This window comes from Micromonospora polyrhachis, assembly GCF_014203835.1.
GTDB classification, from domain to species: domain Bacteria; phylum Actinomycetota; class Actinomycetes; order Mycobacteriales; family Micromonosporaceae; genus Micromonospora_H; species Micromonospora_H polyrhachis.
In genome coordinates this window covers 3,057,393-3,083,004 of record NZ_JACHJW010000001.1, presented here as the reverse complement: position 1 = coordinate 3,083,004, position 25,612 = coordinate 3,057,393, and the positions used below count along the sequence as shown (strand labels likewise).

Here is a 25,612-nt window from a genome sequence, read left to right as displayed (position 1 = left end):
GCAGAGTTTGCCGAGTTTGCAGAGTTCCTCTCGGCGGCCCCACATAAAGCGCCTAACAACTTGATTACGCACTGTGATTACTTCGTAAGTCGTACGCGCGGTAAGGGCTAAAACAAACTCTGCAAACTCGGCAAACTCTGCACCCCGATTACTCATCGCTACAAAAGCGGCTTTCATCGTGACTCTCCGACCATCTGGATCTTCCAAAGGCCAGCGCCAGTCCGATCCTTGCCAAGAGACCGGACGGTCAGGTTTCCAGCCCAACGGCCTTCTCGGTTGGCCAGCCACCGCCCGAGCGACCGGCCGATGCCGGCAACCCCAGTGGCGGATCTGGCTGCCTTCTCGGCGAGGTCGGTCGGTAGCGCGTCGATCGGGATGGGTCGCCGGTCGATCAGCGAGCCCGTGTCAATCGAATCGATCACCTCTTTGCCGGTCCACGGTCGGTTGCTGAAGACCTCGCGAATCTTTGCCAAGAAGTCGCGCCACTCGTCGTCGTCGGACCCGGTTTCCTGCCGGGCGGACTCGGCGTCGGCGAATCGACCAGGCACGCCAGCGTGGGCGAAGATGCCGTCGACTGTCTCAATCCAGCGGGCGTACGAGTCACTGCCCCGCTCGCCACGGGTTGGGGCACCGTCGCTGATCCAGCCGGCGGCGATGGTGAGCAGCGCGCAGATCAACTCTCCCCGTCGAGCACGGACCCACTCCTCCAGGTTCTTGATGGCGAAGTCGGTGCGCAGGTGCGGGTCTGGCACGCCAGGGTCGATGGTGCACCAGAGGGCGCGGCGGCTGAGGTCACCGCCGAGGGACAAGTTGTTGCCAGTGATGACCCAGAGCCGATCGTTCTTGGCGTTGATCATCTCGTTGGCGCCGAGCCTGCGGTCATCCCATTTGGCCGACGTCAGCAGGCCGGCCATGACCGATGAGCGCAGCACCCCAGTGACGTTGTCGAAGTGGACGACCGGCCCGGTGGTGTGGTCGAGGATGGTGGAAATTTGCTTGCGCAGCTCGTTCTCGTCGCCGGGCATCTCGGACCGGAATACCCCGCCGTGGATGATGCGGGCGATGTTGGCGAGCAGGGTCTTCCCGCTGCCTGGCTGCGGTGCGCCGATCGCGCCCAGCTTGTACGGCGGCGGAACCAGGTCACGTAGCAGCGGCGTGATCAGCATGCCGTAGTAGTTGACCCGGTCGTGCTCGCTGAGGAACGCGAACCCGGCCACCATCTCGTCGAGCAGGGCGACCGCGTTGGCGACCTGGACGACGGTGGGCCGCTCGGAAATCGGCGGAATCGTCAGCCCCGGCTCGGGCAGGTGAAGCAGTCCGGTGGTCTGGTCGTAGCCGGGCTCGGACAGTACGGTGCCGTCTGCGCGCAGGATTGGCGAGTGGGTGACGCCTCGCAGCGGCCGCAGATTTGGCAGCATGTCGGGGACGTCAACGGCGACGTGGGCGGCTGCCCGCGGGAACAGGGCGGGTACGGCCTCCCAGTCCTCGTCACGTTTCGCCATCTTGTAGACGCCGTACGTGTATTGGATGCGAGAGGCGAGGGTGGAGTCACTGACGACACGCACCTGGGCTGGCCCGTCGTCGTCCTTATCGGTGCCGGTCGGGATGTAGCCGTCTTCGCCTTCGCGGGGGGTGTGCACGATCTCAGGAGCCCGGTAGAACATGCCGGCCAGGCGACCTCGTCCGATCTCGTCGCGCAGCCACTCCGCAGCCATCGCCGCGTTGCTGACGTCGAGTTCTGCCGTCCACGCTCGGGGCTTCGGTCCGGTCGCTGCGGGCACCGCGCTGTCGAGCACCCGGGCGGCGGTGCCGTCCACGGCGGCCAGGTTGCGGCCGTTGGCCCTGGCCGGCGGCACCAGTTCGGCGATTGCGGCCCGCTGCTCGGCGGCCGGGTCGCGGGGCGGTAGTGGGGTGCCGTAGCCGAGGCGGGCCAGTTCACGGGTGGCCGCGCGGGTGTCCCCGCCGTGGTGTAGCAGGGCGTACACGTAGGGCTTGGTCATTTCCTGCTGGACGGGCAGGCCGGCGTCGTCGGAGAACACGTAGAGCCGGTCGCGGGCGGGGTCTTTGCCGGTGGTGGCGGAGATGCCGGCGGTGGTCTTGCCGGGGCGTCGCCATTCGCAGTAGGTGCCGGGTGCGCCTTTGGTGATGGTCCAGCCGGCACCGCCGAGCAGCAGCTGGTCGTCCCAGGCAACCTGCTGCTCGAAGTCGTCGTTGGGGGTGATCTCGCCGGGGCCGCGCACCACTTCGAGCCGACGCTGCACGGGCACCGGTGGCGGGGCGGGTTCGGGGTGCCGCTGCTGGGCTGCGGTGAGGCCGGCGCGCAGCTGGTTGAGGCTGTATCGCTCGGGTTGGGCGTCGACGATGCGGCAGGGCCGGGCGAGTCCTTCTTTGCGGTTGACGGTGCCGGGGATGCGCAGTACGCGGGCGAGGTCGCTGACGCCGGTGCCGTAGTGCCAGCCGAGGGCGGCGGCGGACCGGCCGATGGCGGCCTGCCAGCGGATGGAGAGTTGTTCGATGTCGGCGAGGTTGTCGGCGGTGATGTCGACGTGTTGGTCGAGTAGCCACCACGGGTAGAGGCCGCCGCCGGAGTGCACCCACAGGGTGGGGTCGGGTAGGCCGCTGTCGGTGATGATCTGTCGGGCGGCGTCGTCGGTGGGTGGCAGGGGCCGGGTGATGTGCACGTGGGTCTTGGTGCAGTCGTCGGCGCACACCTGGTGTTTGTGTCCGGGCCCGTCGATGTCGAGGTCGGCCCACATGCCGGGTAGGGCATGGCTGTCGGCGGCACTGCCCCGGCCACCTCGCTCGGGCTGGCCGCGCAGGGTGGTGGCCCGCAGGTAGATGCCTTCGGGCTGCCCGGCGTCGAGCCGGGTGACGTAGTCGGCGGCCTGGTTGTGCTCGGTGAAGGCGCGGCCGGCCCAGTTTCCGGTGGAGCTGATGTGGATGAGGCCGGGGGTGTTGACGTAGAGCACGTTGAGCCAGGTGCGGACCATGGTGGGGTCCAGTTGGCTCGTCTGCTGCTCGGTGCTCGTCGTCACTGTGGCTCCTGAGCTGTCGTGGTCTGCGGTTTGGGCTTGTGGGTGTTTCCGGGGCTCCGGGGCCGCTGCCAGTCCGCCCTCTCGACGGGCTGGCAGCGACGCTGGTGCTCCGGCTACTGGTTGACGCCCATGGCGGCGAGGAGCTTGGTGCGCTGTTCGCCGCTCATCTGGTCCCAGATGGCCTGGTCGACGCCGGCCGGGGCGGTGGTCGCCGCCTGCGGTGCCGGGCTGTCCGGGGCGTCACCCATGAGGGCGTTGTTGCCCTGGCTGGGCGGCGGGGTGTAGCGGGCCTCGTAGACCTTCTTCGGCTTGCCGCGTCCGCGGCTGTTCGGCTCGTCGCGCACGTAGGTGACGTGCAGTTCCCCGCCGACGAGCAGCCCGGGTGCCCCGGCGGCCCGGACCGCGTCGCGGACGGCCTGCTGTATCTGGCCGCGCAGGTACAGGGCCCGGACGCCGTCGTCGGTCGGGGTCATCGGGTCTCGCTGGGTGGTCTTGACGTGCACGATGATCTGCATGACGGGCTTCCCGTCGTCGTAGACCTTGGGCTTGCCGGAGTCGAAGTCGGTCTGCTGCCGGACTTGGGGTTCCCGGACGATGGGGCCGCCGACGGTGGTGCCGTACTGCTGGTCGGGGAATGCGGCCGACTTGATGCCGCCTCCCATGAGCAGGTCGTTCGCGTCCACTAGGGGTGCTCCTGTCTTCCTGGTTTGCTGGTTTCCTTGGCCGGCACCTGCTTGGGTGCCGGGGTCTATGGGGCGATGAGCCCGTTGGTGATGCGGTCGATGCGCCGCTCGTGGGCTCCGGTGTCACCTGCGCAGCCGGCCCAGCCGGAGGGCTGTCCGGGGCGGTGGAAGGGGCACCACTTGCAGCTGTCGCTGCTAGGTGCGGCCGGTACGGCGGCAAGCATGTCCGGCTGGTTGGCCACATCGAGGGCGGCGAGGATGTCGAGCGTCTCGTAGTAGCGCATGATCGCGATGTAGGCGATGTCCGGGTTGAACTCTTCGGTCCACTCGTCGGAGTCGTCGTACTGCCAGCTGCGGGCGAGCAGCACGAGCCGCACGTACCGCACGTCGCGGCCCTTGCGCTGGTGTCCGAGCCCGTACAGGTGGGCCTGTACCCGGTACTCAGGTGATACCTGCTGGGCGGGGTGTTTGCCGAGCCGCTTGGCGGTTCGCAGCTTGTTGAGCGCGGTGGTGCCGACGTGTTTCCAGTCGACGACCATGCCGTGGTCGAGGTCGAACGCGTCGCCGTGGCCGCGGATGCCGTCGATGCCGGGTAGCCCAGGGTCGACTTCGAGGTCGTCCTCGGCCAGCCACCGCTCCCAGCCCAGCTGCTGGTTCCAGAAGTTGACGACCTGTTCCATCTCGGCGTGGACGGCGGTGCCCTGGAATGGGGCCCAGGTGGGGGCGGTGATCGGCCGGCGGGGTGCCCCGGCGAGCTTGCGGGCCATCTGCTGCTGGCAGGGGGTGCCCAGCTCGGATGGTCCGAGCCGCTTCTGCATCGACCTGGGGCGGGACGCGTCGTAGTCGATGAGCACCTGGCGTAGTTCGGTGACGGTGGACGGTGGTGGCCCGGCCGGTTGCGGCGCGGGCGGCTTGGGTGTGGTGAGGCTGGCGATGACGTTGGCGAGCGCGGTGTCGGAGATGGTCACCGCTGCCTCCTCTCGGGTTGTTGTTGGGCTGGTGGGTGGCCCGGCCCCCTCGACCGGGCCACCCGGGTCGGGTCAGGACTGCGGTAGATGGGTGTCCAGGGCGTCGACGTACTGGCGCTGCCACTGGCGGTACCGGTCGCAGGCGAGGCTGCCGTCGAGCGCCTCGGCGGCGCGGGTGCAGTCGGCGCAGTTGCCCTCGACCAGGTGGCCGCCCCATTCGTGCTGGCTGACCATGGCGTCGCGGTAGATCAGGGCGACCTTGCGGGCCTCGGCCAGCTCGGCGGTGAGGCGGGCGAAACCGTCGTGGGCGTCGGCCAGCTCGGCGCGCAGCCACTCCAGCAGCGCGTGCCGCTCGGCGAGGATGCTGACGACCCGCCGGGTGTTCTCGGCGGCGGAGTAGCCGGTGTTGCCGAGGCAGCGGATGGTCCACTTGACGAGGGCCCGGTCGCGGATGTCCTGGGTCTCGTAGTGCATCCACTCGCGGGTCTCGTAGTTGTGGTGGCTGGCGGCGACCTGGGCGCACCAGGTGGTGAGGGTCTGGTCGTCGTCGGCGGTGGTCGGGGTCGGGTTGGCGGTGGTGGTCACGGCTGTACCTCCTGGCTGGTGGGGCTGGTGGTGGCTACGCACTGGGCGCAGTCCGGGTCGGGCTGCTGTTCGGCGGCGACGGGGTGGCCGGCGGTGAGGCTGGCGATGATCCAGTGGCCGGGTGGTGGGCGGCGGCGGGCGGGTTTGAGCACGCGGGCGGTGTCGGCGCGGCGCATCACGCGACCGCCCGTCCGGTGTCGCGGCGCTTGATGGCGGCCCGCTCGTCGGGGTCGAGGCCGCCCCAGATGCCGTGGGCCTGCCGGTGGGTGATCGCCCACGTGAGGCACTGGTCGCGGACGGGGCAGCGGCGGCAGATGTCCTTGGCCTGCTCGGCCAGCTCCCGGTCGGCGCGGCCCCATCCGACGGGGAAGAAGGTCTCCGAGTCGGTTTGTGCGCATGCGGCGTTGGGTCGCCAGTCGAGGTCGTCGCCCTGCGGCCGGATTCGGGTGATGACCCGGGTCTCCAGGGGCTGCTTGGCGGCCCGCACGGGTGCCGGCTGCTCGACAAGCTGGGTGAGGCCGAGCAGGTCGTACATGTGGTCCCGCCAGCGTTTCGCGGCTTGCAGTGCGGTCGGGTCGCCGGTTCGGGCCCCGGGGTGCAGGTCGAGGGCCTGCTCGGAGAGGACCCGGCGGGCGGTTGCGGCCTGGTCGGCGCGGACTGCTTCGGCGTCGGGGCCGGCGGTGAGCCGGGTGACGGCCGGCCCTTCGTCGATGGCTTGTGCGCCGAGCATCACGACACCCCCGGCAGGGACACGGTCTGCGCGGCCTCGGCCAGGGCTTCGGCGTGGTGCTCGCGGTTGTGCTGGTCGAGCTGGCCGACAGTGATCAGCGCGAGCGGCGTGCAGAGCAGGCAGGCCACGGCGGCGTCCGGGTTGGTCGGCTCGTCGGGGTGGTCGTGGTCGGTGCCCTGCTCGCCCTCGCCGAGTGCGTCGGCGGCATCGGCCACGACCTGGCGGAGGGTGGCGATCGTGTCCCGGGCCTCGGCCAGCTCGGCGCGCAACTGCTCGACCTGGTCGGCGTGCAGCTCGTCGTAGTTGGCGCGCATCTGCCGCTGGTAGTCCAGCTCGACGCGAACCTCGGTCAGCTCGGCCAGTAGCAGCTCGATGTCGGCCCGGGAGTGGGCGATGAACTCGGCGTCGGCCAGCTCAACGGAGCCGGACACCGGGTCGCCCGGGATGGCCTGCTCGGTCCAGACGAGCCCGTCGGGATGTGCGATCCACGGTCCAGGGCTGGCAGCGTCCATGCGCCGGCGGATGGCGTCCAGGTCGAGCGGCGGGGTCGGGTCGGTGGTGGTCATCGCGTTGCCTCCAGGGCGGGCATGACGGTGGTGGTGGCGGTGGCGGTGTGGGTGGGGGCCAGTCCGGCCCGGACGTCGTCGGCGAGCGGCGTCCACCCGGCCGGCACCCGGTCAGCGGTGGGGATGAGCCGCCGGCCGCCGGTGGTGGGGTTGGTGTTGGCGGGCCGGTGGCGGCCGGTGTAGGCCGGGGCGGTCACCGGGTCACCGCCGGGCGGTTGCAGGGCCACCACGGGCCGGTCGGCTGCGGCGGGGTCGTCGGCCGCGGTCCGGCGGTCACTGGTCCACCTCGCCCGGATTGGTGTAGACCTGGCAGATCAGGTCGCCGCGGGCGTCGGTCCACCGGTACGGCACGCCGTACGAACTCTTTCCGTGCTCACCGGCCTCGCCGACCAGCGCCTTGCTGAGCCGGTCGACGGTGGCGAAGCGGTCGGCGGTGACGCTGGTCGGGCGCTGCACCACCTGCAGGCTCAGGGTGACCCACGTCGGCGCGATGCTGACGTCGCCCATGGCGCGCAAGTCGGCGGCGGCCCGCTCGAGGGCGACCGCGATGCTGGCGGGGCCGACGTGGATGCCGTTGGTGACGGTCGGCGTGGGGGCGGGGCCGAGGTTGGCGACCAGGGCCGGCACGTCACCCAGGTCGTAGGGGCTGTGGGGCTGTGTCACTGGTACGGTTCCTTTCGTTCTGGCGCTCCGCGTGCTCGTGGTTGGGGATGCGGGGCGCTGGTTTCTGTCCGGGTCAGGCGGCCCGACGTAGTGCCACCAGTTCGCGGCGACAGGCGCGGCAGTCACGCCCACCGCGCGGGCGGCGGTACGTGTTTGCAGCGGTGTACGCGTGGCCCGCCGGGCAGTGGGTCTTGGCGGCGTTGATGTTCGGCATCGTCTTGACGCTGCGCAGAACGTTCTCTCGCTGCGTCGTGGCCCGCAGGTGCAGCGGGTTGACGCACACCCGCACCTCGCACAGGTGGTCGATGACCATGCCGGGCGGGATCGGTCCGATCGCGAGTTCGTAGGCTCGGCGGTGTGCCCGGTGGCCGCCTTTGCCGAACTTGCCGTAGCCGTCCCAGGAGGGCTGGCCACCCCAGATCCAGCAGGCGGTCATGCTCGGTGCGGACGCGATGCCGCGAAAGAAGGCGTTGAGGCTGCGCGTGCTCATGCGGCGGCCTGCCGAGTACGGGCGGCAGCCCTGGACGGGGTGTCAGTGATCGCCGGCTCGAAGAACATCTCCTCGATGGCGGCGACGTCCTTGGGCGTGAAGCGAACGCCGCCAACGCGACGGTGGGGAAGCACTCGGGCGGTGACCTTGTCGCGCACCCACGTCCGCTTGACGTTGAGCAGTTCCGCGAGGTCGTCGATCGTCAGCCACTTCTCGCTCATCGCTGCTGTCCTCCTCTCTCTGCTCCGGCCTTCTCCGGTCTGCTCCGGTTTTCGGCCGCGCACAGAACATAGCGTGTGCGTGCGCACGCGCACAAGAGGGCCAAGCGGATGTGGCGTATCAACCAAACGGGCTATGCTGCCCACGCGCACATCCATGAATCTGCTGGGAGAGCCGAGGTATGGCAGCCGTCTACAACAGTTTGGCCTTGACCAGCAACGATGTGTGTGAGGGCACGCACGTGACAGGGCGCGCAGATGTCCCTAACCTCGTGCGTGTGCGCACAGTCGAATGGCCGGAGCGAGAGAGCTTCATTGCCCACCTGGACCGTTTGAAGAAGTCCAGGGGCTTTCGCTACGACATCGCGCTCGCCGAGGCCGCCGAGATCAGCCACTCCGCGATCAGCAACTGGCGGTCGGGGAAGCAGCGTCCCAGCTTGGCGGCGATCGGAAAGCTGGCTGCTGCGCTCGACGTAGACCAGCGTGACCTTGCGGCCCGGGCCGGGGTTGCCGAGGGCTTCACTCACGCGTCCATGCCGACACAGCTCCCCCCAGAGCTGGAGACGCTGTTCGACCAGTACCAAACCGCTGACCCCAGCCGTCGCGATGAGTTGCTTCAGCGCGTTGCCTGGGTGAGTGAGTGGTTTGACGCCACCACGTCTAAGGCCGGCGACGAACGACCGCGCCGGGCGGGCTAGCGAGCGTGTGGGTCGAGCGGCACGGCCCCGGCTGGCGCATTCGAGAGCAGCTCGGCGACCGGAAGCTGACTATCGAGTCCGGCTATCCGACCAAGACCGCCGCGAAGGCGGCGATGACCCGGATGCGCGCCGACCGGATGCGTGGCGAGTACATCGACCCCCGCGCCGGCCGGATCCCCCTTTCCGCTTGGATCGACGCGTGGTGGCCGTCGTACGCGAGCACCCTGAAGCCGACCACTCAGCGGACAGAGGACTCTCGGGTGCGCAACCACATTCGGCCCCTGCTCGGAGACCTGTCGCTCGATGAGGTTGACGCCTTGGCCGTGCAGCAGTTCGTGTCTCGGCTTGCCGCCGGCAAATGGCCGGGCGGGCGGAAGCTCAGCCCGAAGACGATCCGCAACAGCCACGCGATCCTGCACAAGCTCCTGGACGCGGCTGTAGCGCAGCGGTATCTGCGGGTTAACCCTGCGGGGTCAACGGGCTTGCCGCGGGTGCGCCGCCAGGAGATGCGGTTCCTCACCACTCCCGAGATCGGCCGGCTGCTCGCCGCCACCCCGGAGCACTGGAAGCCCCTTGTCACCCTGCTCGTCGCGACCGGTCTCCGGTATGGGGAGGCGACCGCACTGCGGGTCGGCCGGGTCGACGTGCTCGCCGGCCGCTTGGAAGTCCTCGAAGCGATGCACGACGGGATCGGGGGGGTGCCCATCTTCACCGACCCGAAGTCGGAGCGGTCGCGTCGGACGGTTACGTTCCCGCCAGCGGTCGGCCACGCGCTGGCGCCGCTGCTCGTCGGGAAGGACCGCGACGACATGGTCTTCACCGACCTGGACGGTGTCCGGCCGGTGACTCGGAACTTCCGGCAGCGCGTGTGGCCCCGCATCCTTGACGAGGCGGGGCTGGGACGGGTCCGACTGCACGACCTGCGGCACACCCACGTCGCGCACCTCATCAGCGCGGGGCGGCCGTTGACGGCAATCTCCCGGCGCATGGGTCACGCCTCGATCGCTGTCACCTCAGACGTGTACGGGCACCTGTTGACGGAGGTCGACGAGGGCATTATGGCCGCCGTTGCCGGCATGCTTCCGGCTCCTCCTGATGGGGGGATCGTGGGGGAAATGACTCCGGAGCAGACCGGAGAAGGCCGGACGACTCCGGCGCAAATTACGAGGTAATCAGCGTGTTGATCGGCTGACCTGGGGGGTGAACCGGGTTCGAATCCCACACCCTCCGCTTTTGTGGACAGCAAATCCCCCTGACCACCGCGAACGCTGATCAGGGGGCGCGTTTGTGGGTTGTGAACCTGTTTCGTCTCGCTCGGGGCTGCCGCGTCTCACTGGTCATGCCGTTTACCTGTCGGCATCTCCCGGCTCTGTCCTGGTTGTTGCGTCAGTGGCCAACAAGTCGTATGACCGCCGTGATCGAGGCGTATCGGCGGAGCGATGTGACCGCCGCTCTGCAGCCGTCAGATTACCGGCAGGTGCATGGTGATCCAGTCCCTCAGCCGTTTCAGCACCAATGGGCGGACGTCGACCATTTCGATCCGCTCGGCGACTACTGCTGGTTCGATGAGCCCGGCTCGGATCAGCGCGTCGGCGAAGGCGTAGTCCTTCTCCCTGCCAGCTACCAGCTTGGACACGACGCAGTCGTGTGGTTCGAGCGTGTAGCCGCGCCCCGGTTGGGTGCTCTGAGACTCCACCAGAACTAGCCGATCCTGCCACCCCTCGGGCAACGTAGCGGTCGACACGCTTACGCCCTGGGCGTAGTAGCCGTTCATCTCGTGAAATGAGAACTCGCCGATAGCGCCGTCGACCTGGTCAGCCTTTTGGTCGTCCGGGTCATTGAAGAATGCCACGTCGACCTCCATCGAGGCGGTGGCTTCTAGCGGAAGTCTGCTCTCCGGGATCGCCCCCAGCACCGACTGGCTGCCGATGACGAGGACGTCCGGGTCTCCGGCGATTTGGCACGCGGACCGCAGGACATGCTCCAGTTGCTCGCGTCTCATGCCGCTCGCGTCTCATGCCGCTCGTTTCCAGCCGCTGCGTGTGAAGGACTCAAGAACCTTCTTGCGCTGTGCCTGTGATAGGACCCCAGCAAAGGGCGAGTTCTGTCGTAGCTCCACAGCTTCCGGATCATCCGAGGTCAGCACCTTGAGGACGACACTGACGCCTTCGTTGATCTTTTCCTGCCAGCGCTTCAGCCACACCTCGGTCATGGTCTCTCGGTGCTGCCGGAGGAGTCGATCGAGATTCTCCCTGGCCTTGCCCAGTACCTCGTCCGGGTCGGTGACCAAGCTGCCCGCTACCGCTTGGTGCAGCCACAGCGACTTGAGCTGATCACGAGTCAGCTCCGGCTTGGGGCGCAGCAGCGCCTCAACATGGTCCCGCTTGATTCTCCGATGCCTGCCGACCTTTACGAACGGCAGTTCTCCACGCTCGCACAGGTTGACCACCTGCTGGCGCGACGACCCCAGCAGCTTGGCAACCTGACCGGTGGTCAGGAGGTCTCCACTTATTGTCGCCATAGTTGGAGCATGCGCCACAAACGCTAAAAACACAACTCGCTTGATCGCATTCCCGCCGGTCAAGCCTTCGTAGGAGCATCTGGGCCAAGCACATCGGTGTACCCATGGACGTGAACGAGGCTGAGTGGGTGGCCTGGTTCCCCGGCGGAGACTCGGGAACTCGTCCATCGAGGAGAGATTGTCGGCGCAGGCGCCGTTATCGCGATCTTGGAGTTAGTCGCTCGACAAGCTCGGGGCGAGTTGCAGTGATCAGTTGCGCCTAATCTAATTGGCCTGTATGGCGATCTTCGTGGATGCTTAGTAAATTATTGTGTGTTAGCGTCGATCGTGCCGTGCTTGTTCAGGTAGCGGCCGGGTAGGCTCGCATCAGCCCGTTACGGGGAAGGGTAAATGTCACAATTCGATGCGTCATCGTTCGCCAGCCGCCTACGGCAATTGCGCGCTTCGCGCGGCCTGTCCCTTCGCGCCTTAGCAGGGGTCAGCTACTACGCGAAGAGCTATATTCACGAGTTAGAGACTGGGCGTAAGCAGCCCACGCATCAAGTCGCACAGCGGATTGATGATGCGCTCGACGCGGGTGGCGAGTTGGTGGCAATGGTTGACGTGCGGCCAGAGGGGGTGCGGCGACGTAGCCTGGTCGCGGCAGCGGGCATCGCTGCCGCCCTTCCTCGTGCTCTCCTTGATGGCGGGCCGAAACTAGGCTCAAGCGTTCCTCGACAGCTTCTCGACCGTACTGCCCGACTCCGGCGTGTCGACGATTACCTTGGCGGTATTGATACCTATTCAATGTACGTATCTGAGCTTGACTCTACACTCCGATTGGTCAAGGAGTGCTCGTATTCAGAGGTCACTGGTCGTGATCTGTTGGCGGTCGTCTCGGAGCAGGCGCAAATGGCAGGTTGGGCAGCGTTCGATGCTGGGCGGCATGGTGAAGCGGACCGCTTATACCGACTGAGCCTCGATGCTGCCCATGACGGGGCGAGTGCGGCGCTTGCTGCGAATGCAATGGCGTTTCAGGCTTATGGGGCGACCGGGAAGAAGGCCACGGAGTTGGCCATCGCTGCGTGCGAAATCGCCGACAAAGAGGCTACTCCTCGTGTGCGGACGCTCCTCCATACGCGTAAAGCGTGGGCGCTCGCGGTGGCTGGAGATGTTGGCGAAACCGAAACTCATCTGAATATTGGGGCTGCGGCACTGACGGAGCAAGATGATCGGCCAGAGCCCGATTGGGTCTATTGGGTCGATGAGACCGAGGTCGAGATCATGACGGGCAGATGCTGGGCAATCCTGCGCCGTCCAGTGCGGGCGATACCTGCTCTTGAATTGGCGCTCAGCGTCTACGACGATACGCATGGAAGAGACAAGTCTCTCTACCTACTGTGGTTAGCGGATGCCTATATCGACGCGAACGAAATCGAGCAGGCATGCGAAGCGGTAAGTAGAGCTATGAAGTTGTCTGTAGGTGTTGGCTCGGTCCGTCCGGGTAGTCGACTCCAGGCTGTCCTTGATCGCCTAGCGATCGAGCCTCTGCTCCCCTGTGTCGCCGACGTAATGGCGGAGGCGACGGAGTTCATTCATCATCGACAGACTTGCGTAGCCACTCCAGACAGGTAGCGGAGCCTGCCACGATCGAGGTGGCAGTAACCTGTGGGTTATCCCACGGGTGATGTGCCAACAAGTATGCTTCTAGATCTTCATATCGCCTCTCCGTGGTGTACAGCAACAACCGCCACTCCTGGCCAGTACCACGTTCACCAAGATGCCAAAACACGCTAACCACCGGGCCGATGACCTGTGCATTTCCTGCTAAACGGGCGGTGACGGCAGATTCCGCGAGCCTGATTGCCTCGTCTTGCGTTGCAGTTGCTGTCGATACCTCAAGGTAGCTGGTCACGCGATCAGATTAGCCGAACCAGTGACTGTCGGGTGTCCGCGGACATCGACCAGCGCCCGGCGGACAGCCAATACCTGGCATCCACAAGTGCCTTTCGACAGCCTGTGACCAGTGGATGCGGCTGCCCATCACTGCCGTCTCCATGTGGGACGGTGCGGCATGGGATCGCCCTGCCGTGCCTTTGTTGGGTGCGGCGGTCGACGCAGGTGCGGGTGTCGGGCACTGCACCCTCCCGGAGAAGGGAGAGATGCCTTGCGTCGACCGAGATGGCTAGGCAGAGGCAGCAGCGACGAGCCGGACCAGTCGCCGGAGCCGCCACCGACGCCGCCGATTCCTCGGCCGCTGTTCGTACGTCTTGAGGAAGGCCAGGAACCACCTGATCCGCCTGGGCCGGTGCGGATGTGTGGTGACCTGCGATGAGCCGGCATCGGCGAGCTGTCCGCCCGCGTGGCTACCAGGGCAGACACCGGCGCGACGCCATACGTCCTGCCGGTCCTGGCCGTAGCCGGCGCGGGAAGTCGAGCCGTCCGTTGCTGCTCTTCGGTCCGGCGTGGGACGACGCACCCACCACGATCCTGTACGGACCCCTGCTGCCCCTTGGGCAGCAACTGCGTGCCGCACCTGCTGTCGCGGGCATGGGAGGTTATCGGTGAGCGACGACGACTCCGAGCTGTACGCCCTGGCCCGCCAGGCCAGCTTGTTGCACGACACCCGCCGCGAGCCATGGACGTTGCACGCTGTCTGCCCGCAGTGTGAGCCCGACGGCTGCATGCTCGACGAGTGGTCCCGGGAGTTGCTACACCTGCCGCCCCGCTGGTCGCTGCGGGCCACGAACCACCAGCGCCTCGTCCGTCCCGCCTGGTCGTGTGGCACCTGCGGTCAGCCGTGGCCCTGCTCGCCGGCCCGCGTCGAGCTGGGTGAGGCGTACGTCGATGATCCGGTGGGCCTGTTGGTGCACCTGTGCCGGCTGCTGATCTTGGCTGCGGGGGAGACGACCGTACCCGCCGAAGAGCTGCGCGAGCGTTTTATCGCCTGGTCAACGATGGTCCGGGATTGACCGGCAAGCTGGCACCGGGAGCTTTGATCAAGATAGACCGGCGAGCCTCTGCCCAGTTTGCCGGTCAGCCTGGGTTCACTTTCCGGGTCATTTCGGTGTGCGACAAGCCCACCTATCGGGGCTGGGCGTGGATTACCGGCTACGTCCTCGACCAGCACGGGCAGGCGACGGAGAAGCGAGAGATCTTCGTACGCCTCGCCGGTCTGCACCTCATCCCATCAGCAGATTGCAGTGCGACGTCACGAGTAGGCCGCTGAGTTTTCGCTCGCGCATGAAGCGGGCTGATTCAATTCGCTATGCGCGGGCGAGCTCGAATCGTGAACCGGACCGCGCTGCCGACAAAGGTGATCTGAGCACCATGGATGTTACCGGGCCGCCGTAACATCCATGGTGCTCAGATCACCAAGGTGCCTTACCGGCTGATTATCGGAGTCTCCTCACAATGGCCGGGCTTCGCAGGTATTGCGTGGGATCTTGTTCGGGCATGCGGAGGGAATGCGAGCGCCGGGACTCGGTCTCACTCCGGAGTCCGAAGACGAGCAGAGGCGAGGTCCGCTGCTGCTCGGCCAGCTCAGCCACTTCGGGTACGGCATCTTCGTACCCGAGTGACTCGGCCGCACACGGAGGGCCCGCCGTACGGGATCGTCATGCATCCGGAGCCTGTGGCATCGCGGTGTACGACGGCAGTCGACCTGTCGAGCCACTCGCGATCGTCGTTGTAGTGCCGTGACGCTCGTTCCGTCAGGGGATTGCCACCTGATGCATCCGTACAGGTGAGGCCTTCTCCAACCTGGGCGGTTGCGGAGAAACTCGGTGGGTTAATGGGGGTATGTCAGTCCTAGCGATCATCCTCGGCGGTGGCATCGGTGCCACCCTGCGGTATGTCCTGGGGCTCGGCCTTGCCCCACCCACGCCACCGGACTTTCCCTGGGTCACCTTTGTGGTCAACCTGGTGGGTGCCTTTGCTTCTCGGTGCCGTGATGGCGCTGCTCGCGGCGCACCGGCTGCCGGGGCCGTGGGGTAAGCCCTTTCTCGCGACCGGTGTCATCGGCGGCTTCACCACCTGGTCGCACTTCATCGTCGAGGCCGATCAACTGATTGGGGCGCAGCGCACCGGAGTGGGCATCGCCTACCTCGTCGCGAGCATCGTCGGTGGAGTGTTCACCGCAGCGCTCGGCGCTCGTCTTGCGGAACTCCGGGTGGGGCGGCCGACGGGCGGGCGATCGTGATGTGGGTGGGCATTGCGGTGTTCCTGGCGGGCAGGCTCGGGGCGCTGGCCCGTGCCGGTGTTGACGCGCTGGTGAAGCCATGGTGGAAGGCGCGGGTCACCGGGGCCAGTAGGGCATTTCCGGCGAGCACATTTCTGATCAACGTCTCCGGTGCCTTTCTGCTCGGCATCGTCACCGGCTATGCCGCGAAGAACGCCTCCGGCGGAGCGCAGGACTTCGCCGCGGTCGTCGGAGTCGGCTTCCTTGGTGCCTACACCACCTTCTCCACCGAGGAGTTTCAGAGGCTGGGACTGCTGCGCAAGAACTCCGCCGTCCAGGCATTCAACGTGCTCGGCGGCCTCTGCGCGAGCCTTGTGCTGGCCGCGTTCGGCCTGTGGCTCGGCGGTCTGATCTAGCTGCTTACGTATCTGTCGGGCGTGGCGCAGCAGCTCGGCACAGGCGCCGGAACCAACCGGACCGGCCGGTGCAGCGGTGATGGGCTCGTAGAGTTCCTGTGCGACGTAGCCTTCAGCCGAGGCCACAGCAGGTGTCAGGCGGGGAGGGACGCGATGCGAATCGGCGAGCTGGCGGCCCGGACCGGGGTGAGCGCGCGGTCCATCCGGTACTACGAGGAACAGGGGCTGCTCGTGTCGACGCGGACGGCGAGCGGCCAGCGGGTCTTCGCGGAGGCGGCGGTCGAGCGGGTCGTTCTGATTCAGCGGCTGTTCGACGCCGGCCTGAGCAGCAAGCGCATGTACGAGTTGCTGCCCTGCATGACGAACCCGGACATTCGTACGTCGTGGTTGACCGATCGGCTGTGTGCGGAGCGGGAGCGCATCGTCGCGGAGATGGCCCAGCTCGCCCGTACGGTGTCGGCGCTGGACCGCATCGTCGACGACATGGCCGTCGCCGAACGGGCCGAAGGGCGCTCCGCTCGCGTCGCCGTGGGATGAGACCGGTGACACTTCGGGCTTGCCTCTGACGCTGGTGTCAAGTCCTAGCGTGCGGGGCATGACAGCGAACCTCACCCTTCACCCCGACATCGAACTGCCACTGGCACCGCTGCTCGAACCGGTCACGTTCGCCGGTATGTCGTTGGCCTCCCGGTTCGTCATGGCACCGATGACCCGGTTCCACTCTCCGGGCGGGGTGCCCGCCCCCGAAGTGGCCCAGTACTACCGGCGTCGGGCCGAGAACGGCGTCGGGCTCATCGTCACCGAGGGGATCTGGGTCGACCATCCCACCGCCGGTCACGAGGACACCGTGCCGAGGATGACCGCGGGTGCTGCCGAAGCGAGTTGGCGGCACGTGGTCGACGAGGTGCACGCGGTCGGCGGTCGGATCGCCGCGCAGCTGTGGCACCTGGGCAGCCTGCGTGAGCCGGTCGACGGGGTGACGTCGTGGACGCCGTCGGGGGTGCCTGAGCCGGGTCGGCCGGCGAGCCATCCGATGACGGTCGTGGATATCGACGAGCTGCTGGAGTCGTACGCCGAGGCGGCCCGGGTCGCGGCCAGGGCCGGATTCGACGCGGTCGAGATCCACGCCGCGCACGGCTACCTGCTGGACGAGTTCCTGTGGCCGTTCACCAACCGGCGCACCGACGCGTACGGCGGCTCACCGGCACGGCGGGCGGCGTTCCCGGCTGCGGTGGTGCGTGCCGTCCGCGCGAACTTCCCCGCAGACCGGCCGGTGATCGTGCGGTTCTCGCAGTTCAAGGAGCGGCAGTTCGACGCCCGGATCGCGGAGAGCCCCGCTGAGCTGGACACGATACTGACCGCGTTCGCCGAGGCCGGCGCGAGCGCGTTGCACGCGTCTCAGCGGCGGTTCTGGCAGCCGGCGTTCCCCGGCTCCGAACTGAACCTTGCCGGCTGGGCCAAGCGGCTCACCGGACTGCCCACGATCACGGTGGGCTCGGTCGGTTTGACCCGTGACTTCCTGCGACCGGGCAGCCCCGAGTCCGTCTCCGGCCTGGTTCAGCGGGTGGCGGCCGGCGAGTTCGACCTTGTCGCGCTCGGCCGGATCCTGCTGGGCAACCCCGCCTGGGTCACCCACACCGCTGCGGGACGACTCGACGATATTTTCGACTACCAGAAGTCCCACGAGGACACGTACCACTGATTTGCTAGCGGCCGGCGGTGGGTCACCTGGGTGATTTTTCTCGTAGCCGCCGTACCGGTTCGTCAGAAATCCCGGATGCCCAGCTTGGCCGGATCCCGCATGATTGTCTTTGTGCGCTACTTGATCTCCCACCCTGACGCGTTGGCCGAGCTTGGCGACTTGGACGTCGCGCTGTACGACGGCACGCAACCCGTGCCGGCAAACCTGAACGATGTCGAGTTCTACGCGGTTCCGTTTGGGATCATCGATCCACGCTTCTGCGAGCCGATCGCCCGGATGCCCCGGCTCAAAGTGGTGCAGACCCTGACCGCCGGCTACGACCATGTCCTGCCGTACCTGCGGCCCGGCGTGACCCTGGCCAACGGTCGGGGCGTACACGATACGGCCGTTGCCGAGCTGACTGTGGCGCTCATCCTTGCCGCCCGGCGCCGGCTGCCGGACTTCGTCCAGGCGAAGAACGAGAGCCGGTGGACCCCGACCTGGTCGACCGGGCTGGCGGACGCCCGGGTGCTGATCGTCGGGTACGGCTCGATCGGCGCCGCGATCGAGCGCCGGCTCGCCGGGTTCGAGGTGGAAATCAGCCGGGTGGCCCGGAGCGCCCGCCCCGGCGTACAGCCAATCTCCGAACTTCCGGAGATGCTGCCGCGAGCAGACGTCGTTATTCTGGCCACCCCACTGACCCCGGAGACCGAGGGGCTGGTGGACGAGGATTTCCTCGCCAGGATGGCCGACGGTGCCCTGCTGGTGAACGTGGCCCGGGGCCGGGTGGTGGATACCGATGCGCTCCTCGCCGAGCTGAACGCGGGCCGGCTGCACGCTGCTCTGGACGTCACAGAGCCCGAGCCGCTGCCCGCCGACCATCCACTGTGGTCCGCGCCGAATCTTCTGATCAGCCCACACGCCGGTGGCCTGACCGCCGCGTTGGCACCCCGAGCCCTGCGGCTGCTGGTTGACCAGGTCCGGCGGTACGCAGCCGGCGAGCCGCTCGCGAACGTCGTCGTCGCCCCGTAACTGTCGCGTTCCGTCGGGGCGAGCGTAGGCCGCGCGGCCCACGGGCTGCACAAACGGATCGGGGCACGCCGAACTCGGCGTGGCCCGATCCGTTGCTCATGCCTGATCAGTGACGGCGACCATCATCGCCGCGCGTACGGATTCACGCTGTTTAGTTCGTAGGCTGAGCTGGCTCGGCCGCCTCGTCGGTTTCGCCCGCCTCGTCGGCCTTGCTTGCCTCGCCCGCCGACTCGGCTTGCCCACCGCCGAACACCTCCTTGACGAGTCGCTGCGTCGCCTTCTGGAATTCCACTGCCAGGGACATAGTGGCGTCGTCGACATAGTTGAGCGCGGCGGTCAGGGTCTTACTGCCGTCGGGCGTGCTGTACATCAGAGCCGCGTGGCCGGAGATCCCACCGTTGTGGGTGATGATGGTGCCGCCGTTGTTCGGGCCCGTGTCCTGCACGAACACCCCCAGCCCGTAGCCGACCTTGGGATGCGGGTCGCACATCTCGGCCAGCAGCGGGGGCGGCAGGAGCTTGCCGGCCATCAGCGCGGAGATGAACGTGTGGAGGTCCTGGGTGGTCGAGATCATGTCACCACCGCTGGAGATCCAGGACGGGTTCTGCTGGGTGACGTCGACCGTCTTTTCCTGGCCTTCTTCTTCGTACCGGTAGTAGGCGTGGGCGTGCGGCTCGGAGATCTCCGACTCGGTGGTCGGTGCCACGGTGTCCCGCAACCCGAGTGGCTCCAGGATCAGCCGCTGCATCTCCTCGGCGTACGAGCGGCCGGTGACCTTCTCGATCAGCAGCCTGGCCAGGACGTAGTTGGTGTTGGAGTAGCTCCAGTCCGCGCCCGGCTCGAACCGTGCCGGCTTGGACAACGCCAGCCGTACCAGCTCCTCCGGCTGGTAGGTCTTGAACCGGTTGTCCACCCACTCCTGGCCGGACCAGATGATCCCCGGCACGACTGTCCCGTCCTCGTAGAACTCACCCGTGAAGTTGAACACCCCGCTGGTGTGCTGTAGCAGCATCCGCACCGTGATCCGCTCGTCCAGCCCGAACTCGGGTAGGTGGTTGGCGGCCGGGTCGTCCAGGCCGATTTTGCCCTCGGCGACCAGTTGCAGCACGAGAGTCGCGATGAACGTCTTGGTGTTGCTGCCAATCCGATGGTGCCCGTTCGGCGGCGGCTTCTCGTCCCCGCCCAGCTCGGCCGCCCCGGCGCTGCCGACCCACTCGCCACGCTCATCGTTCACGCGTAGCTGCACCCCGACGAAACCGGAATCAACGATGTCCTGGATGACCTTCTGCAGCTCTGGGCGATCCTGCCCGGCAGTGGCCTGCGGCACGGCCACACTGGCCGCGGTGGCGACCTGGAAGTCCTGGGTGGTGTTCATTTGGGGCGTCCTTTCTTGGTGCCACTTTTGGGCACGGTGATTTCTCTGCGGGTTCCACGGTGGTTGCCATTGCGGCAGGGGGCGGAGGGTGAGCAGGCTCAAGCGAGGGCCCTGGGCATCTCGCGAGCAGGCTTGCGGTAGGGAAGGTGGCGCTTGGTCGGGCGGCAGGGGTTAGGGCGCGGCGGGGCAGGGGTGCCTCGTCGGCGTCGTGCTTTTCAGAGGCTGCGGGCGACGATGTTGCCGTAGGAGGTGGTCGCTTGGATGTTGAGCTGGGCGGCGACACCTTCGCTGTTCTTGAGTGAGTTCTGGATCCGACCGTAGGAGGTGCCGGCGTCCAGGGAGGCCGAGACTCCGGCGGCGGCGCCGACCGACACCTCGCCGGCCTCGGTACGCAGCACGACCGTGCCGCGTACGGCCTCAGCGATGCGGATGTCGCCCTTTGCGGTGCTGATTTCCGCAGAGCCGCCCAGGCGGCCCACCGAGATATCCCCGGCGAGGAGGGTGAGAAGGGCGCTTTCAGTTTCGTCGAGCTTGACCGAGCCCTGCGCGCCCTCGATGGCGACGTCGCCGAGCCGTCCGACGCCCCGGAATTCGGCGCTGGCGGCCTTTGCCTCGACCCGGGAGCCAGCGGGTAGCTGGACCGTCACCTCGACGGATCCGGAAGAAGGGCCGAGGACTTTGTTCTTCACCGCGGGGGCCTCGATCCGCAGGACGCCGTCGCCGTACTTGACCTTGGTCTGCTCCGCCATCTTCACGTCGCGGCCCTTCGATGCGTCGGTGGGCAGAATCTCCACCGTGGTGTCGGCCCGGTCGGCGGCGATGAACCGGATGCGCCCTGCGGGGATGTCCAGGACGGCGGAGATCGGGGCGGTGGTGTCGAACTTCTGCATCGTGTTCTCCTGCGAGTCGTTGTTTCGAACAATGGAAACGCTACGTTGCCTTCAGTGATTCTTCAAGCTGTTCGTTGCGAAGTGGTGGCATTTTTGCAGGTCAGCAGAGGTAAATCGTTGCAACGACTTGGGGCGCAATGCAACGAATGGCGGTGTTGCTTGTTGCAATGGGATGAGGGTGAACGCTATCTTGACGGCATCAATGCACAACGGAGGTTGCGATGCCCGGAGGCAGACTCACCCAACAGGAACGCCAGCAAATCGCGCTGGGGGTGGCCGACGGCCTCGCCTACGCGGAGATCGCCAGGCGCCTCGACCGTCCGACCTCGACGATCACGCGTGAGGTGATGCGCAACGGCGGTCCCACCGCCTATCGAGCCGACCTGGCCCACCGCGCCACCGAACACCGCACCCGTCGGCGCAGACAAACCGCGCCCCGGGGGCCGGAGACAACCCCGCAGGCATACGGACGCGACCCCGAGGCCGTACGGGAATACGAGGAGGTGTTTGCCACCGCGTCCATGCAAGGAGGGATGCCCAAGATGGAGGCCCGGGTGTTGGTCTGCCTCTATACCACCGACTCGGGTAGCCTCACCGCGTCCGAACTCGCCTCGCGTCTCCAGGTCAGTCCGGCGTCCATCTCCAAGGCAACCACGTTCCTTGAGGGCCAGGGCTTCATCCGCCGGGAACGCGACCAACGTCGCCGCGATCACTACATCGTTGACGACGACGTCTGGTATCAGTCGATGATGGCCAGTGCCAAGGCTCTCGCCCAGATCGTCCATGCCTCCCGGCAGGGCGTCGGCATCCTTGGTCCCGACACCCCGGCCGGTGCCCGCCTCGAGAACGTCGCCCGCTTCCTCGACTTCGTCAACGAGAGCACCACCCGTGCCGCCGAGCAGGCCCGCGAAGTCCTGCACACGAAACCCGGAGCGGCCACGGGGGTGGTGCCAGACTGAGTTCAGCTCGCGGATAGGCAGCCGTCGGGTCAGCGGCCTTCCAGATAACGGAGTACGGCGAGCACCCGGCGATGGTCGGTGTCGGAGGCGGGTAGTCGGAGCTTCGCGAAGATGTTGGCGATGTGCTTCTCGACGGCGCGCTCGGTGACCACGAAGGACTTCGCGATGGCCGCGTTGGTCCGTCCTTCGGCCATCAGCGCCAGCACTTCCCGTTCCCGTGGGGTGAGCGTGGCGATGCCGTCGTTGCGGCGTCCGGTGCCGAACAGTTGGGTCACCACCTCGGGGTCCAACGCGGTCCCACCGTTGGCGACCCGGGTGAGCGCGTCAACGAAGTCGTCGATATCGACCACCCGCTCCCACTGGAGCAGGTGGTGGCCTTGCCGGACCATGCTAGGCAGGGTCGAGTGGCGAAAAGCGGCGATCGGCGGCCGGGGCGGAGAGAATCTGGTGGTGGCCGGGCGTCGGCGGCCCTATGAGCAACAGGAGATATATCGATGGAAGTCACCCTGTTGGGTTGTACCCCGACTGAGCGGAGGACACCTTATGCGTACCGGTCATTCCGCGCCTGAGGCGCAACTGGCCCTGTCCGATGTGACCAAGCGATACGACGACAATGTCCTGCTCGACCGGGTCTCGCTCACCATCAGGCCCGGCGAGAAGGTCGGGGTGATCGGGGACAACGGTTCCGGAAAGTCGACCCTGCTGCGGCTGCTCGCCGGCCGGGATCGCCCCGACAACGGGTCGGTGACCGTCGTCGCGCCCGGCGGCGTCGGCTACCTGGCCCAGTCCCTGGACCTACCCGACCACGCGATCGTGGGTGATGCCATCGATCTCGCACTGGCCGACATACGCAACCTGGAGCAGCAGATCCGGCACGCCGAGGCCGGGCTGGCCGACGCCACTGCCGACGGCTTGGCCGAATACGCCCGGCTGGTCGCCGAGTTCGAGGCACGCGACGGTTACCTGGCCGACGCCCGGGTGGAGATCGCGCTGCACGGACTGGGACAACCCGGCCTCGATCGGGACCGGCCGCTCGGCACGCTGTCGGGCGGGCAGCGGTCCCGGCTGGCGTTGGCCGCGACCCTGGCCGCCGCACCGGAACTGCTGCTGCTGGACGAACCCACCAACGATCTCGACGATGCGGCGATCGACTGGCTGGAGGAATATCTGCGGCGCCACCAGGGGACGATGGTCGCGGTCACGCACGACCGGGCGTTTCTCGACCGGGTGACCACGACGATCCTGGAGGTCGACCACGACCTGCACGCCGTACACCGGTACGGCAACGGCTACACCGGCTACCTGGCCGCCAAGGCTGCGGCGCGGGCACGGTGGACCCAGGAGTACGAGCAGTGGCGCGCCGACGTGGCGCGGCAGTCCGTACTGGCCGAATCCAACAGCGTCCGGTTGACGGCCATCCCGCGTAAGCTCCCGCGCGGCTTCAGCGGCGCAGGTGCGTTCCGGGCCAGGTCCCGGACACACGGGGCGATGAGCCGGATTCGTAACGCCCAGGAACGGTTGCAGCGACTCACTACCGATCCGGTGCCACCGCCACCCCGACCGCTGAGCTTCACCGCCCGCATCACCAGCGAGGTGACCGGAGACAGCGGTCCGGTCGCCGAACTGACCGAGGTACGGGTGGTCGGTCGACTACACGTGCCAGCGCTACGGATAGAGCCCGGCCAGCGGCTGCTCGTCACCGGTCCCAACGGTGCGGGCAAGACCACCCTGCTCCGGGTCCTGGCCGGTGACCTCGCCCCCGACTCCGGCGCGGTCCATCGGACGGGACGGGTCGGTTGGCTGCGTCAGGGGATCCGGTCCGGGGTGGACGATCGGCGTACTGTCCTGGCGGCCTTCGCCGCAGGGCGTCCGGGAGTCCCGGACGAGTACGCCGACACGTTGCTCGGCCTGGGGCTCTTCCGCGCTGCCGACCTCGGCAAACCAGTCCGTACGCTCTCCGTCGGCCAGCGGCGTCGGCTCGATCTGGCCCGGTTGGTCTGCGAACCCACGGACCTGCTGCTCCTCGACGAGCCGACCAACCACCTGTCACCCGCGCTGGTCGAGGAACTGGAACAGGCACTGGCGGACTATCGGGGCGCACTGGTGCTCGTCACACACGACCGCCGGCTACGTGCCACCTTCACCGGCCCGGTTCTCGCGCTTACGAATAGCCGGGTGTCGCAGTTGCAAGCGGTCTAGCAGACAGTAGAAGCCGGTGTGCCGGTGGGACAGCGAATGTCCCACCGGCACACCGGCTTGCTTATTCCAGGCGTACGCCTGATGCGGTCAGTGTTTCGCCACCGGTCCGGCGACGGCAGCCGTCTCGGCTGCCGCTTCCTCCTGGGCGAGCCGCTCGGATCCGCTGGTGGTGAGCAGCGGCTTCTCCTTGATGAAGAGCACCGCGATCAGCGCCAGGACGGCGAACGGCGTACCGATGAGGAAGAGTTCGGCGGTGACGGTGCCGTACACGTCCTGCACGATCTTCAGGAGCGGGCCGGTCAGGGTGGTCAGGTCCGGGACCTTGGCCTCGCCGCCGCCCTCCGCGCCGCCCTGGGCCATCGGGCCGAGCTTCTCGGTCATCAGGGTGGTCACCCGGTTGGCCAGCACCGCGCCCAGCGCGCTGACCCCGATGGCACCGCCCATGCTGCGGAAGAACGTCGTGACCGAGGTGACCGCACCGAGTTCGTGGGCGGGTACGTCGTTCTGGGCGGCCAGTACCAGGTTCTGCATGAGCATGCCGACGCCGACACCGAGGACCGCCATGTAGATCGACAGGAGCACGATGTTGGTCTGTGCGTCGATGGTGCCGAGCAGGAGCATGCCGATCGTCATGATCACGCCACCGGCGACCAGGAAGATCTTCCAGCGGCCGAACTTGCTGATCAGCTGACCGGCCACCGTCGAGGAGATCAGCAGACCGAAGACCATCGGCAGGCTCATCAGGCCGGCGACGGTGGGCGTCTTACCCAGGGAGATCTGGAAGTACTGGGACAGGAAGACGGTGCCGCCGAACATCGCCACACCGACCAGGATGCTGGCGAGGGTGGCCAGCGAGACGGTGCGGTTGCGGAAGATGTCGAGCGGGATGATCGGCTCGGCGGCGCGGGACTCCACCAGCACGGCCAGGACGAGCAGGATCAGACCCCCGGCGACCAGGCCGGCGGTCCACCAGGACGCCCAGGCGAACTTGTTCCCCGCCATCGAGGACCAGATCAGCAGGGTGGAGACACCCGTGGTGATCAGCAGGGCGCCGAGCCAGTCGATGCTCACCTTCCGCTTCACCACCGGCAGGTGCAGGGTGCGTTGCAGCAGCACGATCGCGAGCAGGGTGAACGGCACGCCGATCAGGAAGCACCAGCGCCAGCCCAACCAGGAGGTGTCGACGAGCACGCCGCCGATCAGCGGGCCGGCGATGGTGCCGACACCGAAGACCGCACCGAAGATGCCGGCGTAGCGGCCCAGTTCGCGTGGTGGGATCATCGCGGCCATCACGATCATGGCCAGGGCCGTCATGCCGCCCGCACCGATGCCCTGGACGACCCGGCTGACCAGCAGGATCTCCACGTTCGGGGTGAGCCCGGCGATCAGCGAGCCGACGACGAACAGGCCGAGCGAGAGCTGGATGAGCAGTTTCTTGCTGAACAGGTCGGCCATCTTGCCCCAGATCGGGACGGTGGCGGTCATGGCCAGCAGTTCGCTGGTGACGATCCAGGTGTAGACGGACTGGCTGCCGTTGAGGTCGGCGATGATCCGGGGCAGCGCGTTGGCCACCACCGTGGAGGCCAGGATCGACACGAACATGCCGACCATCAGGCCGGAGAGGGCCTGGAGGACCTCCTTGCGGGACATCGGGCCGGACGCGGTTGCGGCGTCGGCGGGTTCTGGTGGCGCGGCGGTGGCCGTCATGTGTTTTCTTCCTTGTGGTGCTTACATGGGCGGGTCG

Annotated in this window: 28 protein-coding genes and 2 pseudogenes; 12 read left to right on the top strand and 18 right to left on the bottom strand. The window is 67.3% G+C overall.

Going from position 1 to position 25,612, the window contains the following annotated elements; genetic code table 11:
- Nucleotides 1-173 precede the first annotated feature (173 nt).
- The 11 genes from FHR38_RS13160 to FHR38_RS13110 all read right to left on the bottom strand — a co-directional run bounded on the left by FHR38_RS13160 (nucleotide 174) and on the right by FHR38_RS13110 (nucleotide 7,941).
- A complete protein-coding gene (locus FHR38_RS13160; RefSeq protein WP_184534942.1) occupies nucleotides 174-3,035 on the bottom strand; it encodes a hypothetical protein in 2,862 nt (953 codons plus the stop codon).
- A 113-nt stretch (nucleotides 3,036-3,148) separates the two neighbouring features.
- Nucleotides 3,149-3,718 (bottom strand): hypothetical protein, encoded by a 570-nt coding sequence (locus tag FHR38_RS13155; RefSeq protein WP_184534941.1) that lies wholly within the window; start codon nucleotides 3,716-3,718, stop codon nucleotides 3,149-3,151.
- A gap of 65 nt (nucleotides 3,719-3,783) precedes the next feature.
- Nucleotides 3,784-4,686: a hypothetical protein gene (locus FHR38_RS13150; RefSeq protein ID WP_246446497.1), complete on the bottom strand. Its 903-nt coding sequence runs from the start codon at nucleotides 4,684-4,686 to the stop codon at nucleotides 3,784-3,786.
- Between the two features lie 72 nt (nucleotides 4,687-4,758).
- A complete protein-coding gene (locus FHR38_RS13145) occupies nucleotides 4,759-5,271 on the bottom strand; it encodes a hypothetical protein (RefSeq protein WP_184534940.1) in 513 nt (170 codons plus the stop codon).
- The gene (locus FHR38_RS32840) at nucleotides 5,268-5,447 is read right to left on the bottom strand and encodes a hypothetical protein (protein ID WP_184534939.1); all 180 of its coding nucleotides are present in this window, start codon (nucleotides 5,445-5,447) and stop codon (nucleotides 5,268-5,270) included. The genes FHR38_RS13145 and FHR38_RS32840 overlap by 4 nt, the downstream gene beginning before the upstream one ends.
- Nucleotides 5,447-6,001 (bottom strand): WhiB family transcriptional regulator, encoded by a 555-nt coding sequence (locus FHR38_RS33725; protein ID WP_446685672.1) that lies wholly within the window; start codon nucleotides 5,999-6,001, stop codon nucleotides 5,447-5,449. Before FHR38_RS33725 ends, FHR38_RS32840 begins: the two co-directional genes overlap by 1 nt.
- Nucleotides 6,001-6,567 carry a hypothetical protein gene (locus FHR38_RS13130; protein WP_184534938.1) on the bottom strand — a complete coding sequence of 189 codons (567 nt, stop codon included), beginning with the start codon at nucleotides 6,565-6,567 and terminating at the stop codon, nucleotides 6,001-6,003. Before FHR38_RS13130 ends, FHR38_RS33725 begins: the two co-directional genes overlap by 1 nt.
- Complete coding sequence (locus FHR38_RS13125; RefSeq protein WP_184534937.1) at nucleotides 6,564-6,794, bottom strand: hypothetical protein; 231 nt, start codon at nucleotides 6,792-6,794, stop codon at nucleotides 6,564-6,566. The genes FHR38_RS13130 and FHR38_RS13125 overlap by 4 nt, the downstream gene beginning before the upstream one ends.
- Nucleotides 6,795-6,840: 46 nt before the next feature.
- Nucleotides 6,841-7,230, bottom strand: coding sequence for a hypothetical protein (locus FHR38_RS13120; protein ID WP_184534936.1), 390 nt, complete (start codon nucleotides 7,228-7,230; stop codon nucleotides 6,841-6,843).
- Between the two features lie 73 nt (nucleotides 7,231-7,303).
- Entirely contained in the window at nucleotides 7,304-7,720 is a 417-nt protein-coding gene (locus FHR38_RS13115) for an HNH endonuclease signature motif containing protein (protein ID WP_184534935.1), read from the bottom strand.
- The gene (locus FHR38_RS13110; RefSeq protein WP_184534934.1) at nucleotides 7,717-7,941 is read right to left on the bottom strand and encodes a helix-turn-helix domain-containing protein; all 225 of its coding nucleotides are present in this window, start codon (nucleotides 7,939-7,941) and stop codon (nucleotides 7,717-7,719) included. The genes FHR38_RS13115 and FHR38_RS13110 overlap by 4 nt, the downstream gene beginning before the upstream one ends.
- 275 nt (nucleotides 7,942-8,216) lie before the next feature.
- On the opposite strand from FHR38_RS13110, the gene FHR38_RS13105 reads away from it, so the two are divergent.
- Together FHR38_RS13105 and FHR38_RS13100 are read left to right on the top strand one after the other, a co-directional pair.
- Nucleotides 8,217-8,636: a helix-turn-helix domain-containing protein gene (locus FHR38_RS13105; protein WP_221449006.1), complete on the top strand. Its 420-nt coding sequence runs from the start codon at nucleotides 8,217-8,219 to the stop codon at nucleotides 8,634-8,636.
- Nucleotides 8,637-8,641: 5 nt separating this feature from the next.
- Nucleotides 8,642-9,808, top strand: a complete 1,167-nt coding sequence (locus FHR38_RS13100; RefSeq protein WP_184534932.1) for a tyrosine-type recombinase/integrase — start codon at nucleotides 8,642-8,644, stop codon at nucleotides 9,806-9,808.
- A gap of 290 nt (nucleotides 9,809-10,098) precedes the next feature.
- On the opposite strand, the gene FHR38_RS13095 is transcribed toward FHR38_RS13100, so the two are convergent.
- Complete coding sequence (locus tag FHR38_RS13095) at nucleotides 10,099-10,638, bottom strand: DUF6036 family nucleotidyltransferase (protein ID WP_184534931.1); 540 nt, start codon at nucleotides 10,636-10,638, stop codon at nucleotides 10,099-10,101.
- A 12-nt stretch (nucleotides 10,639-10,650) separates the two neighbouring features.
- Nucleotides 10,651-11,157, bottom strand: coding sequence for a helix-turn-helix domain-containing protein (locus tag FHR38_RS13090; protein ID WP_184534930.1), 507 nt, complete (start codon nucleotides 11,155-11,157; stop codon nucleotides 10,651-10,653).
- 83 nt (nucleotides 11,158-11,240) lie between these two features.
- Between FHR38_RS13090 and FHR38_RS32200 the strand changes: the two are divergent.
- Nucleotides 11,241-11,406 (top strand): annotated as a pseudogene (locus tag FHR38_RS32200) (NUDIX hydrolase); the annotation flags it as partial.
- Between the two features lie 141 nt (nucleotides 11,407-11,547).
- Nucleotides 11,548-12,771 carry a helix-turn-helix domain-containing protein gene (locus FHR38_RS13085; protein ID WP_184534929.1) on the top strand — a complete coding sequence of 408 codons (1,224 nt, stop codon included), beginning with the start codon at nucleotides 11,548-11,550 and terminating at the stop codon, nucleotides 12,769-12,771.
- On the opposite strand, the gene cutA is transcribed toward FHR38_RS13085, so the two are convergent.
- Nucleotides 12,728-13,051, bottom strand: a complete 324-nt coding sequence (cutA, locus tag FHR38_RS13080; protein ID WP_184534928.1) for a divalent-cation tolerance protein CutA — start codon at nucleotides 13,049-13,051, stop codon at nucleotides 12,728-12,730. The genes FHR38_RS13085 and cutA overlap by 44 nt on opposite strands.
- A 649-nt stretch (nucleotides 13,052-13,700) precedes the next feature.
- Here cutA and FHR38_RS32195 point away from each other — a divergent pair.
- The 6 genes from FHR38_RS32195 to FHR38_RS13050 all read left to right on the top strand — a co-directional run bounded on the left by FHR38_RS32195 (nucleotide 13,701) and on the right by FHR38_RS13050 (nucleotide 18,445).
- A complete protein-coding gene (locus tag FHR38_RS32195; protein ID WP_246446494.1) occupies nucleotides 13,701-14,108 on the top strand; it encodes a hypothetical protein in 408 nt (135 codons plus the stop codon).
- An 881-nt stretch (nucleotides 14,109-14,989) separates the two neighbouring features.
- The gene (locus tag FHR38_RS13070; RefSeq protein WP_281385064.1) at nucleotides 14,990-15,337 is read left to right on the top strand and encodes a fluoride efflux transporter FluC; all 348 of its coding nucleotides are present in this window, start codon (nucleotides 14,990-14,992) and stop codon (nucleotides 15,335-15,337) included.
- A gap of 5 nt (nucleotides 15,338-15,342) precedes the next feature.
- Nucleotides 15,343-15,732: a fluoride efflux transporter FluC gene (locus FHR38_RS13065; RefSeq protein WP_184534926.1), complete on the top strand. Its 390-nt coding sequence runs from the start codon at nucleotides 15,343-15,345 to the stop codon at nucleotides 15,730-15,732.
- Between the two features lie 153 nt (nucleotides 15,733-15,885).
- Nucleotides 15,886-16,269: a MerR family transcriptional regulator gene (locus FHR38_RS13060; protein WP_184534925.1), complete on the top strand. Its 384-nt coding sequence runs from the start codon at nucleotides 15,886-15,888 to the stop codon at nucleotides 16,267-16,269.
- A gap of 58 nt (nucleotides 16,270-16,327) precedes the next feature.
- Complete coding sequence (locus FHR38_RS13055) at nucleotides 16,328-17,434, top strand: oxidoreductase (RefSeq protein WP_184534924.1); 1,107 nt, start codon at nucleotides 16,328-16,330, stop codon at nucleotides 17,432-17,434.
- 111 nt (nucleotides 17,435-17,545) lie between these two features.
- Nucleotides 17,546-18,445: a 2-hydroxyacid dehydrogenase gene (locus FHR38_RS13050; protein WP_312882087.1), complete on the top strand. Its 900-nt coding sequence runs from the start codon at nucleotides 17,546-17,548 to the stop codon at nucleotides 18,443-18,445.
- Between the two features lie 151 nt (nucleotides 18,446-18,596).
- On the opposite strand, the gene FHR38_RS13045 is transcribed toward FHR38_RS13050, so the two are convergent.
- Both FHR38_RS13045 and FHR38_RS13040 read right to left on the bottom strand, forming a co-directional pair.
- Nucleotides 18,597-19,820: a serine hydrolase domain-containing protein gene (locus tag FHR38_RS13045; protein ID WP_184534922.1), complete on the bottom strand. Its 1,224-nt coding sequence runs from the start codon at nucleotides 19,818-19,820 to the stop codon at nucleotides 18,597-18,599.
- 215 nt (nucleotides 19,821-20,035) lie between these two features.
- The gene (locus FHR38_RS13040) at nucleotides 20,036-20,710 is read right to left on the bottom strand and encodes a DUF4097 family beta strand repeat-containing protein (RefSeq protein WP_184534921.1); all 675 of its coding nucleotides are present in this window, start codon (nucleotides 20,708-20,710) and stop codon (nucleotides 20,036-20,038) included.
- Between the two features lie 221 nt (nucleotides 20,711-20,931).
- Between FHR38_RS13040 and FHR38_RS13035 the strand changes: the two genes are divergently transcribed.
- Nucleotides 20,932-21,669: a GbsR/MarR family transcriptional regulator gene (locus tag FHR38_RS13035; protein WP_184534920.1), complete on the top strand. Its 738-nt coding sequence runs from the start codon at nucleotides 20,932-20,934 to the stop codon at nucleotides 21,667-21,669.
- Between the two features lie 29 nt (nucleotides 21,670-21,698).
- On the opposite strand, the pseudogene FHR38_RS13030 reads toward FHR38_RS13035, so the two are convergent.
- A pseudogene (locus tag FHR38_RS13030) lies at nucleotides 21,699-22,025 on the bottom strand (response regulator transcription factor); the annotation flags it as partial.
- A gap of 187 nt (nucleotides 22,026-22,212) precedes the next feature.
- Between FHR38_RS13030 and FHR38_RS13025 the strand changes: the two are divergent.
- Complete coding sequence (locus tag FHR38_RS13025; protein WP_184534918.1) at nucleotides 22,213-23,868, top strand: TlrC/CarA/OleB/SrmB family ABC-F type ribosomal protection protein; 1,656 nt, start codon at nucleotides 22,213-22,215, stop codon at nucleotides 23,866-23,868.
- An 87-nt stretch (nucleotides 23,869-23,955) separates the two neighbouring features.
- Here FHR38_RS13025 and FHR38_RS13020 read toward each other — a convergent pair whose 3' ends face one another.
- Nucleotides 23,956-25,575, bottom strand: coding sequence for an MDR family MFS transporter (locus FHR38_RS13020; RefSeq protein WP_184534917.1), 1,620 nt, complete (start codon nucleotides 25,573-25,575; stop codon nucleotides 23,956-23,958).
- Nucleotides 25,576-25,612 lie beyond the last annotated feature (37 nt).